At 63.2% G+C, this 13,925-nt stretch carries 10 protein-coding genes; 2 read left to right on the top strand and 8 right to left on the bottom strand.

Features of this window, described 5'->3' with window-relative positions; all coding sequences use genetic code 11:
• Positions 1-98 precede the first annotated feature (98 nt).
• From AB6N07_RS13765 to AB6N07_RS13750, 4 genes are all read right to left on the bottom strand, one after another.
• Positions 99-1,433 carry a pyruvate dehydrogenase complex dihydrolipoamide acetyltransferase gene (locus AB6N07_RS13765; protein ID WP_370673660.1) on the bottom strand — a complete coding sequence of 445 codons (1,335 nt, stop codon included), beginning with the start codon at positions 1,431-1,433 and terminating at the stop codon, positions 99-101.
• A gap of 11 nt (positions 1,434-1,444) precedes the next feature.
• A complete protein-coding gene (locus tag AB6N07_RS13760; RefSeq protein ID WP_370673659.1) occupies positions 1,445-2,830 on the bottom strand; it encodes a pyruvate dehydrogenase complex E1 component subunit beta in 1,386 nt (461 codons plus the stop codon).
• 22 nt (positions 2,831-2,852) lie between these two features.
• The gene (pdhA, locus tag AB6N07_RS13755) at positions 2,853-3,923 is read right to left on the bottom strand and encodes a pyruvate dehydrogenase (acetyl-transferring) E1 component subunit alpha (RefSeq protein ID WP_370673658.1); all 1,071 of its coding nucleotides are present in this window, start codon (positions 3,921-3,923) and stop codon (positions 2,853-2,855) included.
• Between the two features lie 161 nt (positions 3,924-4,084).
• A complete protein-coding gene (locus AB6N07_RS13750) occupies positions 4,085-4,456 on the bottom strand; it encodes a septum formation initiator family protein (RefSeq protein WP_370673657.1) in 372 nt (123 codons plus the stop codon).
• Positions 4,457-4,691: 235 nt separating this feature from the next.
• Here AB6N07_RS13750 and AB6N07_RS13745 point away from each other — a divergent pair, with 235 nt between their 5' ends.
• The gene (locus AB6N07_RS13745) at positions 4,692-5,360 is read left to right on the top strand and encodes a DUF930 domain-containing protein (RefSeq protein ID WP_370673656.1); all 669 of its coding nucleotides are present in this window, start codon (positions 4,692-4,694) and stop codon (positions 5,358-5,360) included.
• A gap of 8 nt (positions 5,361-5,368) precedes the next feature.
• Here AB6N07_RS13745 and AB6N07_RS13740 read toward each other — a convergent pair whose 3' ends face one another.
• Both AB6N07_RS13740 and AB6N07_RS13735 read right to left on the bottom strand, forming a co-directional pair.
• Positions 5,369-6,739, bottom strand: a complete 1,371-nt coding sequence (locus AB6N07_RS13740) for a sigma-54-dependent transcriptional regulator (protein WP_370673655.1) — start codon at positions 6,737-6,739, stop codon at positions 5,369-5,371.
• Positions 6,740-6,853: 114 nt separating this feature from the next.
• On the bottom strand, positions 6,854-9,094 hold the full coding sequence (locus tag AB6N07_RS13735) for an ATP-binding protein (RefSeq protein ID WP_370673654.1): 2,241 nt from the start codon (positions 9,092-9,094) through the stop codon (positions 6,854-6,856).
• Between the two features lie 204 nt (positions 9,095-9,298).
• Here AB6N07_RS13735 and AB6N07_RS13730 point away from each other — a divergent pair, with 204 nt between their 5' ends.
• Positions 9,299-10,306, top strand: coding sequence for an SIS domain-containing protein (locus AB6N07_RS13730; protein ID WP_370673653.1), 1,008 nt, complete (start codon positions 9,299-9,301; stop codon positions 10,304-10,306).
• 19 nt (positions 10,307-10,325) lie between these two features.
• On the opposite strand, the gene AB6N07_RS13725 is transcribed toward AB6N07_RS13730, so the two are convergent.
• Complete coding sequence (locus AB6N07_RS13725) at positions 10,326-11,690, bottom strand: cation-efflux pump (RefSeq protein ID WP_370673652.1); 1,365 nt, start codon at positions 11,688-11,690, stop codon at positions 10,326-10,328.
• An 87-nt stretch (positions 11,691-11,777) separates the two neighbouring features.
• The gene (pbpC, locus tag AB6N07_RS13720; RefSeq protein WP_370673651.1) at positions 11,778-13,853 is read right to left on the bottom strand and encodes a penicillin-binding protein 1C; all 2,076 of its coding nucleotides are present in this window, start codon (positions 13,851-13,853) and stop codon (positions 11,778-11,780) included.
• Positions 13,854-13,925 lie beyond the last annotated feature (72 nt).

Below are 13,925 nucleotides of genomic sequence, written 5' to 3'. Positions count from 1 at the left end.
ATCTGGGTGCGGCGCGGGACAAGCCTCGCGCCGGAAGCAGGCGGCGCCGGTCCTGCCGGCAGCCGCCTCCCGAAATGGACGACGGGGGAGGAACCCCGTCACACCAGCATCGACATCGGCTTCTCGATGAAGCCCTTCAACGCCCGCAAAAGCTCGGCGCCGAGCGCGCCGTCGACGGCGCGATGGTCGGTGGAGAGCGTGACGCTCATCACCGTGGCGACGGCAAGCTGGCCGTTCTTCACCACCGCCCGCTGTTCGCCCGCGCCAACAGCCAGGATGGTCGCGTGCGGCGGGTTGATGACGGCCGCGAAGTCCTTGACGCCGAACATGCCGAGGTTGGACACCGATGTGGTACCGCCCTGGTATTCTTCCGGCTTCAGCTTGCGGTCCTTGGCGCGACGAGCCAGATCCTTCACCTCGTTGGAGATGGTGGAGAGGCTCTTCTCGTCGGCCTTGCGGACGATCGGCGTAATCAGGCCGCCGGGGATCGATACGGCCACGCCGACGTCGGCGTGGCGATGCTTCAGCATGCCACCGTCGGTCCAGGAAACGTGGGCATCCGGCACAGCCTTGAGAGCCAGCGCGTAGGCCTTGATCACCATGTCGTTGACCGACACCTTGTAGGCAGGCTTGCCATCGGAGGTCGGCGACGCATCGTTGATATCCTTGCGCAGGGCCAGCAGCGCATCGAGTTCCACGTCGACCGTGACGTAGAAGTGCGGCACCGTCTGCTTGGATTCGGTAAGGCGGCGGGCGATGGTCTTGCGCATGCCATCGTGCGGGATCAGCTCGTAGCTGTTGGGATCGAACAGCTTGAGCGTCATCTCGTCGCTGGCACCGGTCGGCTTTGCTGCTGGTGCGGCGGCCGGAGCCGAGGCCTGCGGAGCCGCCGGCTTCGGCGAAGCTTCTACCTTTTCAACGTCGCGCAGGATAATACGGCCTTTTGGCCCCGAGCCCTTGACGGACTTGAGGTCGAGCCCCTTGTCCTTGGCAACCCGGCGAGCCAGCGGCGAAGCAAAGACGCGTTCGCCCTCGGCAGCCTTGGCAGCTTCCGCCTTTGGCGGCTCCTGCTTGGGAGCATCGGCCTTCGGAGCTTCCGATTTGGGCTTTTCCTCGGCCTTGGGCGCTTCCGCCTTGGCCTCAGCCGGAGCCGAGCCTTCGGCGGCTGCCGCGGCGGTGGCGACATCCTCACCCTCTTCGGCAAGGATGGCGATCACCGCGTTGACCGGTACGTCGGCCGTACCCTCGGCTACCACCAGCTTGGCGACAATGCCCTCGTCAATCGCTTCGACCTCCATGGTCGCCTTATCGGTCTCGATCTCGGCGAGCACCGTGCCGGATTTCACGGCATCGCCCACCTTGACGTTCCATTTGGTCAGGTTGCCCGTCTCCATGGTGGGAGAGAGCGCCGGCATCAGGATCTTGATCGGCATTTTATCTCTCCTCAGCGATAGGTGACGGCACGTACCGCCTCGATCACGTCGCCGATGGTCGGCAGGGCGAGCTTCTCGAGATTGGCCGCGTAGGGCATCGGCACGTCCTTGCCTGTGATGCGGCCGACCGGCGCGTCGAGATAATCGAAGGCATTGGCCTGGATCTGATAGGCGATTTCGGAGCCCACCGAACCCTGCGGCCAACCTTCCTCGACCGTCACGCAACGACCAGTCTTCTTGACCGAGTTGACCACCGTCTCGATGTCCATCGGACGAATGGTCCTGAGGTCGATCACCTCGGCGTCGATACCAAGGCCGGCCAGTTCTTCCGCCGCCTTGATCGCATAGGACATGCCCATGCCGAACGAAACGATGGTGACGTCCTTGCCGGCCTTGTGGATGCGCGCCTTGCCGATCGGCAGCACGTAGTCGTCGAGCTTCGGCACATCGAAGTGATGCCCGTAAAGGACTTCATTCTCAAGGAAGATCACCGGATTGGGGTCGCGGATCGCCGCCTTGAGCAGGCCCTTGGCGTCGGCCGCCGTGTACGGCATCACCACCTTGAGGCCGGGGATCATGCCGTACCAGGCGGCATAATCCTGGCTGTGCTGGGCGCCCACGCGAGCAGCGGCGCCATTGGGGCCGCGGAAGACGATCGGACAGCCCATCTGACCGCCGGACATATAGAGCGTCTTGGCCGCCGAGTTGATGATCTGGTCAATCGCCTGCATGGCGAAGTTGAACGTCATGAACTCGACGATTGGCTTCAGGCCGGCGAAAGCGGCGCCAACGCCGATGCCGGCAAAACCATGCTCGGTGATCGGCGTGTCGATGACGCGCTTGGCCCCGAACTCGTCAAGCAGGCCCTGCGATATCTTGTAGGCGCCCTGATACTCGGCGACTTCCTCGCCCATCAGGAACACGTCGCCATCGCGGCGCATTTCCTCGGCCATCGCCTCGCGCAACGCTTCGCGGACCGTCTTGCTTTCGAACTGAGTGCCAGCGGGAAGGTCGGGATCGGCTTCCACCTTGACGGCGGGCGCCGCCGGCACGGTGCTCGACGCCTGTGCGATCGGCTGCGGCTTTTTGGCCGGCGCAGCCTGGGCGGCTGGCTTCGGCGTCTCGCCCGCCTCGGGCTTCGCAGTGGCCGTCTCGCCTTCCTCGCCGACACGGGCGATCACGGCATTGACCTTCACGCCTTCGGTGCCATCGGCCACCAGGATTTCGAGAAGCTTGCCCTCGTCGACGGCTTCGATTTCCATCGTCGCCTTGTCGGTTTCAATCTCGGCGAGCACGTCGCCGGACTTCACATCGTCGCCCACCTTCTTCAGCCACTTGGTGAGCGTGCCTTCTTCCATGGTCGGCGACAGCGCCGGCATCAGGATGTCGATTGCCATTTTCAAAACCTCTCGGGCGCTGTCAGCGAAGAATGTCGGTCCACAGCTCGGACGGATCCGGCTCGGCATCAGCGGAGGCGAAGTCAGCCGCTTCGGTCACCACCGCGCGCACGTTCTTGTCGATCTCCTTGAGATCGTCCTCGCTGGCCCAGCCCTTCTCGACCAGCCGCTTCCGGACCTGCTCGATCGGATCACGCTCGTCGCGCATCTTCTGCACTTCGTCCTTGGTCCGGTACTTGGCCGGATCGGACATCGAATGGCCGCGATAGCGGTAGGTCTGCATTTCGAGGATATAAGGACCGTTGCCAGCCCGCGCCCACTCGACGGCGCGATCGGCCGCCGCCTTGACGGCGCGAACGTCCATGCCGTCCACCTGCTCGCCCGGAATGTTGAAGCTCTCGCCGCGCTTGGCAAAATCGGTCTGCGCCGAAGAACGGCTAACCGAAGTGCCCATCGCATAACGGTTGTTCTCGATGACGAAAATCACCGGCAGCTTCCACAGCTGCGCCATGTTGAAGGTCTCATAAACCTGACCTTGGTTGGCCGCGCCATCGCCGAAATAGACGACCGACACATTGTCGGTCCCGCGATACTTGTCGGCAAAGGCGAGACCGGCGCCGATCGGCACCTGGGCACCGACGATGCCGTGACCACCGAAGAACTGCTTCTCGCGGCTGAACATGTGCATCGAGCCGCCTTTGCCGCGCGAATAACCACCCTGGCGGCCGGTCAGTTCAGCCATGACACCCTTGGGGTCCATGCCGCAAGCCAGCATGTGGCCGTGGTCGCGGTAAGACGTCGTGACCTGATCTTCGCCCTCGCGCAGCGCCTTGGCGATACCGACGACCACCGCTTCCTGACCGATATAGAGATGGCAGAAGCCGCCGATCAAACCCATGCCGTAGAGCTGGCCAGCCTTCTCTTCGAAGCGCCGGATCAGCAGCATGTCATGGTAGGCCTTGAGTTCTTCGTCCTTTTCGAACTCAGCGACCTGATAATTGATGGTCGAATTGGACGTCCTGCCGGTTTTTTTCGTCGCGGATGTCGGGCCCGAAGCGCGGCTGCGCTTCTCGGTCGCCGGTCGTACAGCCATTGATCGCTCCTCCCGTATCGGGATTATTCCGTAGAGGCGCCGACGGAACCCCTTTCCTGGGAGCAAGTCAAGGTTTGGATCGCATGTCAATCATGCGAAAGCCGCATCACTCGATTCACGATTAACTGAAATCGAGTTAATTTAGGGAAAATATAGCAATATCAATTGCTTTTTGCCTGAGCCAACTTGTCAAAATCCATGATGACCACTTCATTCGGATTGACAACAGAAAGTTGCACCCGCGCTCGTTCGTCGACCATATCCTGATCGAGACTGGAAGGGCGCAGCAGCTTGACGTGCGCTTCGAGCGCAGATTTCTGGGCATTCAGGCGGGCCAATTCGGCGTTGAGTTCCTGGGTACGGCTCTCAAAGCGGGCGCGCCCGACCATACCAAACTCGCCATTGACGGCATGATAGCCGAAATAGCCCAAGAAAACGGCGGTCACGGCGGGGAGAATGAGGCGACGAAGCCAAGACGGGCGATGCTGACGGGTAATCATACGCAACGAACTCACGCGGAACGGCGGGAACATCCCGTTCCCTTACTGAGGGAGTCTGAACCAACGTGGTAAAAGGAGGGTGAACAGCGCCTCATATGCTTCGGCAAAATGAGTCTCTGGAGCCGCGCAATAGACAAAAAGTGGCAAACGCCTCGCGCCTCCCGTAATCACGACATCGTGTCCCGACGGCCAGCACGACAAGGGCGTAGGGAGCCGCCAAACCGCCACGAAATCCGGCGATGGATCGGAAAAATTGGGAGGATCAGGCGTGAAGTTTGCGCGGATATGGCCGCGGCCTGCAACGGCGCTATCGCTGCTTGGTCATGCGGCGTTCCTCGCTCTGCTCGCCATCGAAGCGCCGCGCCATATCGCTGTTGTGAAACAACCTCTTGCCCCGATTGACGTCGTGATGGTCGCGCCAGCGGAAAAACAACCGGTGCCCGCTGCCAATCCGCCGCCGGCCGCGGCCATTCAGCCCGAGACCGCCAGCCGACCATCGCCACCACTCCGCGCGGCTCGTCCGTCGACCAACGGACGCGTCACCGCAACAGAATATTTTGCCGACGCCGTGCTGGATGACCCTCGCAACCGAGGAACTCGACAGAAACTTGCCTCGCTGGGCAGCGACGAACGGTTGATCCAGCTGTGCAACATCGAGGCTATGGAGCAGCTCAAGCGTTGGAAGGCCGGATTCGTGCCCGATCACGTCGTCGCCTATGCGATGGCCGACCCATCCCTGATGAAAACGTCGATCAAAGCGCCGGGCGCCGCCGTTCACGCGGACGGAAAATGGTACCGGCTGTCGTTCAACTGCGCCGCAACGGCCGACTTCGGCGGTGTCGCATCCTTCGCCTTCACGCTCGGCAGCCCCATCCCACCGGGGGAGTGGGAGCAGCATGACCTGCCCGAACTGGTCGATGGCGATACGACCGATTGAGATCCGCCTCAGCCGGCGATCGCCAGGCTCTTCAGCTTCCGGTGCAGCGCCGAGCGCTCCATGCCGACGAATTCGGCGGTGCGCGAAATATTGCCGCCGAAACGGTTGAGCTGGGCCTTGAGATACTCCCGCTCGAAAATCTCGCGCGCTTCCCGCAGCGGCAATGCCATCAGATGTTCGCCACCCGAGCCCGACGGCAACGAGGGCAGCATGGTGCCAATCTCCGACGGCAGCAGGTCGGCTGTGATCACCGCCTCCGGGTCGCCGCGCGTCAGGATCATCAGTCGCTCGACGTTGTTGCGAAGCTGGCGGAGATTGCCCGGCCAGTCGTGCGACTGCAGCACCGCCATCGCGTCCTCGCCGATGCGGCGAACCGGCAGACCAGTGGCTCGGGAAATCTGATGCATCATCTGCTCAATGAGGAACGGGATATCCTCGCGCCGCTCCGACAGGCCCGGCACGCGCACCGGTACCACGGCCAGACGATGGAACAGGTCTTCTCGGAAATGACCTTCGGCAATCTCGCGTTCGAGGTCGCGGGCCGTCGAAGACACGTAGCGAACGTCGACATGCACCTTCTGGGTACCACCAACGCGTTCGAAAGCCTGATCGACAAGCACGCGCACCATGCGGTTCTGCATGTCGCGCGGCATATCGCCGATCTCGTCGAGATAAAGCGTACCGCCGTGCGCCTCCTCCAGCGCGCCGACCTTGCGCTTGCCATCATCGTCGGACTCGCTGCCGAACAGCTCGATCTCCATGCGGTCGGGCGAAAAGGCACCGGCATTCATCACGACGAACGGACCGGACGCCCGGTGCGACCGCTCGTGGATAGCCCGCGCCACCGATTCCTTGCCGGACCCGGAAGGACCGGAAATCAATACGCGGCTGTTGGTGGGCGCAACGCGGTCGATGGTGTTCCGGAGCTGATTGACCACCGATGAACCGCCAACGATGCCCTCCTGCCGGTCGGAGCGAATCTGCAGTTCGCGAATTTCGCGCTTGAGGCGCGACGATTCCAGCGCCCTTTCGGCGATCAGCAGCAGCCGATCCGCCTTGAACGGCTTCTCGATATAGTCGTAGGCACCACGCTTGATGGCGGAGACGGCAGTCTCGACGTTGCCATGCCCGGAGATCATCACCACCGGCACGTCCTGATTGTTGGCCTTGATTTCGTCGAGCAGTTGCAGGCCGTCCATGCGGCTGCCTTGCAGCCAAATATCGAGGAAGATCAGCTGCGGACGCCGCTCGGAAATAGCCTGGAGTGCCTTGTCGCAATCACCGGCCGTCCGGGCACCGTGCCCCTCGTCCTCGAGAATGCCCGCCACGAGGTCGCGAATGTCAGCCTCGTCGTCAACGATCAGAATGTCGGTCGCCATTGTTTCCTGCGTATCCGTTCCGCCGCCATGCGGCCGTCCTCGTGCCCCGGCCGCTTCGGCAGTAACATAAATGTCACACGATCTGAAGCCCTATCGACGCTAAACTATCGACAATCATACTGTTCTGTGCGGATCAGTCGGTAGGCTGATCCTCACCATCGCGCCATGCCCTCCGTCGGCAACCGCCGGCGAGTCCAAAAGATCGATGCTGCCTCCGTGCTCTTCGACAATCTTGCGCACGATGGCAAGGCCAAGACCAGTGCCCTTCTCGCGCGTGGTCATGTAGGGCTCCAGAAGCCGATGCCGATCGGCCGTTGGCAAGCCGATGCCGGTATCCACCACCTCGACGACGTTGAAACCGCCGGCCTCGCGACCATAGACATCGACGCGCGCATCCGTTCGTTCGCCTTCTGGTAGCCCTTCGATCGCTTCGACCGCGTTCTTGACGAGGTTGGCAACCGCCTGACTAACCAGCCGGTGGTCGAAGCGCCCCTTGAGCGGGGTTGCCGGTAGATGTGCCTCGAAGGTGATCTCCGGATGGCCGACGCCCAGCAAAAACACCGCCTCACGCACGCATTCGCCGAGATCGCGCTCCTCAAACGACGGCTTGGGCATGCGCGCGAACTGCGAGAACTCGTCGACCATGCGGCCGATATCCCCGACCTGCCTGACGATGGTATCGACGCACTGGTCGAACACCCGCCGGTCGTCATCGACCACCAACTTGCCGAACCGTCGCCGGATGCGTTCGGCGCTAAGCTGGATCGGCGTCAGAGGATTCTTGATCTCGTGGGCGATGCGGCGGGCAACGTCAGCCCAGGCCGACGTGCGCTGCGCCGACACCAATTCGGAGATATCGTCGAGGGTCACCACATAGCCGTGCTCGCGGTCCAGCGACCGGTCGGGCGTCACTTTGACCGACACCGTGCTCTTGTGACCGCCGCGTATGAGAGCAATTGTCGCTTGGTGCGACCTCATTTCGTCTTCGTCGCGCAGGGCGACGGACAGGAGTTGGGCCAGCTCCGGCACTTCGTCGGCCAGCAGACGGCCAACGAAGCTGAATAGATCCACCCCGAGCAACGACAACGCCGAGGCGTTGGCGATGGTGACGTGGCCATCGTTGGAAATACCCACCACACCGGCTGACACGCCCGATAGCACGGCCTCGGTAAAGCGGCGCCGTCGTTCCGCTTCTTCCGACGCCGAGATCAGATCCTGCCGTTGGCTCCTGAGCTCCACCGTCATCTTGTTGAAGGAGGCACCAAGGCTTGAGATGTCGTCCGAGGTCGCCCCGACGGGTACGGCGGCACTAAGATCGCCATGCGCCACTCGGTCGGCGGCGTTGATCAGGTGGCGGATCGGCGCCACGAGATAGTTGGCGAACGATAGACCAACCCACATGGCGCCGAGCAGAAAGACCAGCGACATGCCGCCAAAGATCATCGCGAAACCGATCTGAACGTCGGAGCGATTATTCTCAAGCTCGCGGTATTCCATGGCGCTGTCGCGGGCGAGCTTCAGGTTGTCCAGCACCTGCTTGTCCAGCAGTCGAACGATATAAAGATAGGTCTCGTCATAGGTCCTGAGCTTCAGGAGACCGCCGACCTGGTTGGACTGGCCCGGCTGCAACAAGACCGCCACTTCCTTGCGCGCCTCGTTGATCGCCTCCACGGTCGGCATGACCGTTTTGACAGTGGGGTCGATGTCGGAGCGCAGGATGACGTTGGCGTTTTTGTCGAGCAGATAAGCGCTCTGCAAACCGTGCAACGACGCCTGCAGGCGCATCAGGTTCTCAAATCGGGTCGGTTCGTAGTCGTAGAGCGATTTTGCCGCATCAAGAGAGGTGGCAATGCTGATGAGATCGGCACGGAGCACGCGCGCATGCTCCTGCATGTAGGCACTCGCCACCGTCAGCACGTTATCGACAACCTGTCGCGTCCGCGATTCGAACCAGTGATCGAACCCCTGGTTGAGCGACACCGTGAAGGCCACCGCCACCATCACCGCCGGCAAGGCGGCGATGAAAGCGAACAGCGCCACCACGCGCAGATGCAGCCGGGCTGCCGCCCGCCCCTCGAACCAGGCCCAGCCTAGGCGCCAGACCTCCTGTCCGACCATGAAGACCATGGCGACCAGCAACAGGCCGTCGATCACCAGCGCGCCACGAACGACATCGGTGGTCGGTGACACCGGCAGGAGATTGGAGATCAGCGCGAAAGTACCGAGCGAAAACATCGTGGCGATCGCCACAAGTACGAGGCCGGCCAGCCGCCGCCCCCGTCCCTCGGCATAGACGTCTTTCATCGCCATTGGTCTTGCGGCAGCCTCAGCCTGACCCACCGACAACTCCGCCATCGTCTGTCTCCATTGCGCACCCGAGCCGTCTATCACGATTGCGGCTTCTTGACGAAAACCACGTGCAAAAGCGGAATATCCCCTTTTTTGTCCCGTTGCCGCCACAAGGCTCGCTTTACATGCAGCGACAATGAACTAACAAGGCGACCAGCCAACAACCAAGCTAACAAGGCGACCAGCCGACAATTGCGGAACCAAGCCGATATGACCGACAGCCCGCTTCCCAAGCCCGCCCTCGCGGCGGCGCTGCATGCCATCGAAATCACACGGACGGGCGTCACCGCCCTCGAGGAGGCTGCGCTGCACGGCCCGCTTGGTGAGGCCATTGACAAGGCCATCGGCATCGTCGCGGAGGGCAAAGGCAGGCTCATCGTCACCGGCATCGGCAAGAGCGGCCATATCGCCCGCAAGCTCGCGGCCACTTTCTCCTCGACGGGAACAGCCGCCTACTACGTCCATCCCACCGAGGCCGGCCATGGTGACCTTGGCATGGTTGATAGCTCCGACGTGATCCTGGCGCTGTCTTGGTCTGGCGAGACCACCGAACTCGCCGTCGTGCTGGCCTTCGCCAAACGCTTCAACGTACCGGTGGTCGCTCTGACCGCCGGTGCCGAGTCGACGCTGGCCGCCGCCGCCGACGTGGCGCTCATCCTGCCTCGTGTACGGGAAGCCTGCCCGCACAACCTCGCCCCGACGACGTCGACCGTCTTGCAGCTTGCCATTGGCGATGCAATCGCCATGGGCGTCATGGTGAGACGGGGTTTTTCGGAAACCGACTTCCACATTTTCCATCCGGGCGGCAAACTCGGCTCGCAGCTCCGACGCGTGTCGGAAATCATGCATAGCGAGCAGCTGCCGCTCATCAGCATAAACAGCTCCATGACCGACGCCATCCTGGCCATCAGCTCGGGCGGCTTCGGCGTGGTCGGCGTTATCGATCCTGACGGCCGGTTGGCCGGTGTCGTCACCGACGGCGACCTTCGCCGATTCGTGCATTCCGACCTTGGTCCGCAGTTGAGCGCCGCCAAACTGGAAACGCCGGTCACCGAGGTGATGACCCGCAAACCAGTCACCGTCGCGCCGCAGATCTTCGCCGCCGAAGCGCTCGACCTGCTGCAAAATCGCAAGATTTCAGTGCTGTTCGTGGTCGACAACCAGAAGCCGATCGGCATCTTGCACACCCTCGACCTGTTGCGTATCGGCGTCGCGTAACCGCGCGCGATAACGTGCGTCACTCTCTCAACGGTTCGGGATGGCTGACGATGCGGCGGATCTCCGGAAAAGCGATGCGCGCGGCCCGCTCTACCGCGTCGGCGCGGCTATGCACCTCGGAAGCCGATAGCGTCCGGGGAAAGCGGCAGTGGAAAGCGACGAACACGCCGTCATCGATCTCTCGGGCGCGGACGTTATGAATGTCACTGACACCATTCTGTTCCGCGGCCTCCCGCAGAACCACGGTATACTCAGCTACCCTCTTGTCCGGCAGGTTTGCGCCGGGAATGAGGTCGGGATAGAGCGGCTCAAGATGCGTCTCCACCTCGATTTCAGCGCCGATTTCAGCGCGGATGGCCGCCTCGAGACGGCTTGCCACGTCATGCGCCTCCCCAAGCGGCATGGCCCCGTCGACCTCGCAGTCGAGCGACACTGAGAGGCGATCGCCAAGATGTTGAATGGTGATGTGGTGAACGGGTATGCGCTCGCGCGAGGCCGCCAAAAACACCCGCTCTCTTAGGCTCTCGTCGTCGATCGGCATCGGCCTCAAGCTGACCGTTGCCTCGGCGTCGGCGATCTCCGCCGAAATTGCCGCGACCATTGCTCGTTTGACGGTGGCCGTTTCGCTAAGGCTGAAGGTGCGCGGCACCCCCGCCGAAATATCGACAAAATGTCGCGGGCCGACGGTGCGCATGCGGAGCTGGTCGATGGCGACCACCCCCGGCAGATCCTGCAACAGCCGGCGGAGCGTGCGCGTAACGGTCGGCGACACCCGATCGGTAAGTTCGTCGGCGGTACGGCGGATCATCCTGAGGCCCAACCAGCCGATGAAGATGGCGATGGCCGCCGCCGTCACCGAGTCGGCCCAGTCGGCGCCATAGATCGTCGCGACAAATCCGACGATGACGATCGCCGACGAGGCGACATCGGACAGAAAGTGCATGGCGTCGGCGGCGAGCGCTCGACTACCTGTCTCCACGGCCACCTTGTGGAGAGCCCGGGCACGCCAAAGATTGATGATGATCTCAACGCCGAGCACGGCAAAGGCGACGATGTTGACCAAGGGTGGCTCCGCCCCACCGGTAAAGCGGTTCCAGGACTCCACGGCCACGCCGCCGGCCAACACCAAGAGCAACGTCCCTTCCCCGAGCGCAGCGAGATCCTCGTATTTGCCGTGACCATAGGGATGGTCGTCGTCGGCCGGCCGGTCAGCGAAGCGCACGGCCAGGAAGGTGACCAGCGTGGCAATGGCATCGGTGCCCGAATGCAGCGCATCAGTAACAAGGGCCAGCGAGCCGATCAAAAGGCCAACGATAAGCTTGGCGGCGGTGAGGCCGATGCTGGCAACCAGCGATACCAGCGCCACCCGTTCTTTTCTGGTCATCGCCCCTCTCGCCTTCCGTAAACCAACGGACATGGGCATGCCCTTCCGCCGGCCAGAACGCAAGCTCCCGTGTCGCCGCGCTGCCTGTCACTCCACGAAAACGGTGACCCGGTCGGCCCTGCCCTCGCCATCGATGACCGACAGCGTCACAAAGCCGGCGCCCTTCGGAAAGTAACTGAACTGTCGCGCCCAGGGCTCCTGCGCCACTGGCGCCCCATCGGCAAGCCAAGTGAATGGCCCTTTGCCATTGCGGACCTTGAGGGCGAGCGGCTGAGGAGAGCCAGCACGGAAACCGAGATCGACGTGCGCGCCGGCCGGTGGATAGGCAATCTCCGGCCCAGCATCTCTTGCCGCCACGGCCGCTCGCGCGCCGCGCAGCCGTTGGAGCGGCGGTGGCAATTCGGCATTGGAGACCTTGAGCAGACCCGGCGGCTCCGGTGGCAGACGCGTGGTCCCGCCCGCCCGAACGAAAGTGTCGGCGAGGATCGGGACGGCGACATCGACCCCCATCAAACCGGGCAGCGGCGCACCATCCGGCCGGCCAACCCAGACGCCCACAACGTAACGGCCATCGTAACCCATCGCCCAAGCGTCGCGATAGCCATAGGAAGTACCGGTCTTGATAGCGACGCGAACATCGCCCTTGGTTGCGCCAAGTGGTCCAGCCAGGATGTCGGTGACATAGGCGGCGGCTCTTTCGTCCATCAGCGGCTTGGGTGGCTCGGCGGGCCCCAAGGCGTCGAGCCGTTCGTGAAGCGCGATCGGTCGACCACCGCGGGCGAGCGCGGTATAAAGCGTCGTCAAGTCGTTGAGCGTCAGCCCGACACCGCCGAGGCCGACGGCGAGATTGGCCGGGGCCATGTCGGGTAACTTCGCCTCGACGCCGACCCGACGGAAGCGTGTGACGAGCCGCGCCGGCCCCACCAGCTCCAGCGTCTGGATCGCCGGCACGTTGAGGCTTTCCGAAAGTGCCTGCCGAACGGTCACCGTGCCGCGAAAGGTCTTGTCGAAGTTGTTGGGCGTATAACCGGCAAAAGCAGTCGGCCGATCCTCAACCAGCGTCTCGGGGTGAGCGATGCCCGCCTCGAAGGCGAGGCCGTAGATGAACGGCTTCAGCGTCGAGCCGGGCGAGCGGACAGCCCTTGTCATATCGATCGAGCCGGCCCGCCTCGCATCAAACAGCCCAGCCGATCCGACCGACGCCAGCACGTCGCCGCTCGCCTCCTCCGCCACCATGATCGCCACGGAGACGTTCGGGCCGACGGCGCTGGCCCGCTCGGCAGCAAGACCTTCGAGTAAGGCCTGCAGCTTGCGGTCAATGCTCAGACGGATTTCGCCCTCTTTGGGAGCAGCCGCCACCGCCCGGTCGGCGGAATGCGCCGCAAGCAATGGAAAATCGCGTCGTCGGGTTGGCACCGGCTCTGCGATGGCCGCTTCGGCGTCAGCCCGCGAAAGAACCCCGCGATCGACGGCCCGTCTCAGGATGCGGTCCCGCGCGGCCTTGGCAGCGGTGGCATCTCGGTCGGGACGGCGGGCTTCCGGTGACTGTGGCAGCGCAACCAGAAAAGCCGCCTCGGCCGGGGTAAGCCGCAAGGGCTCCTTGCCAAGCCAGGCCAGCGATGCGGATCGCACCCCCTCGATGTTGCCTCCGAACGGCGCAAGGCCGAGATAGGCGGCGAGGATATCGTCCTTACTGGCAAAGCGCTCAAGGGCCAGCGCCTTGACGATCTGACCGAACTTGCCGCTTGGCGAACGGGTATGCAGGCGTTCCGAAAGGCGCACCACCTGCATCGTCAAGGTCGACCCGCCGGAGACGATATGGCCGTGGGTCACAAGCTGCCAGCCGGCGCGGAGAAGCGCTTTCGGATCGACGCCTGCGTGTTCGCGGAAACGACTGTCCTCGGTGGCGAGCAACAGATTCACGTAGGTGGGATCGACGCGCTCCGGATCGACCGGCAGCCGCCATAGCCCGTCGCCCACCGTGTAGGCACGCAGAATCTCGCCGTTGCGAGCGGTGACGACTTGCGACGTCGGAGCGAACAAATCGACCGGCGGCGTGGCATCCACAAGTCGGAAGAACCCAACCACCGCGGATGTACCGCCGACAAGGACAGACATCACCGCGGCTGCCGCCAACACCAATGTGAAACGTCGGATGGCCACCTGTCCTTCTCCCACCGGACAGACATGCTAGCGCATGGCGTCAATCGCCGCGAGAACGCAATGCGCAGTATA

The organism is Pleomorphomonas sp. PLEO, assembly GCF_041320595.1.
Taxonomy (GTDB): Bacteria; Pseudomonadota; Alphaproteobacteria; order Rhizobiales; family Pleomorphomonadaceae; genus Pleomorphomonas.
This window is presented reverse-complemented; position numbering and strand designations above follow the sequence as displayed.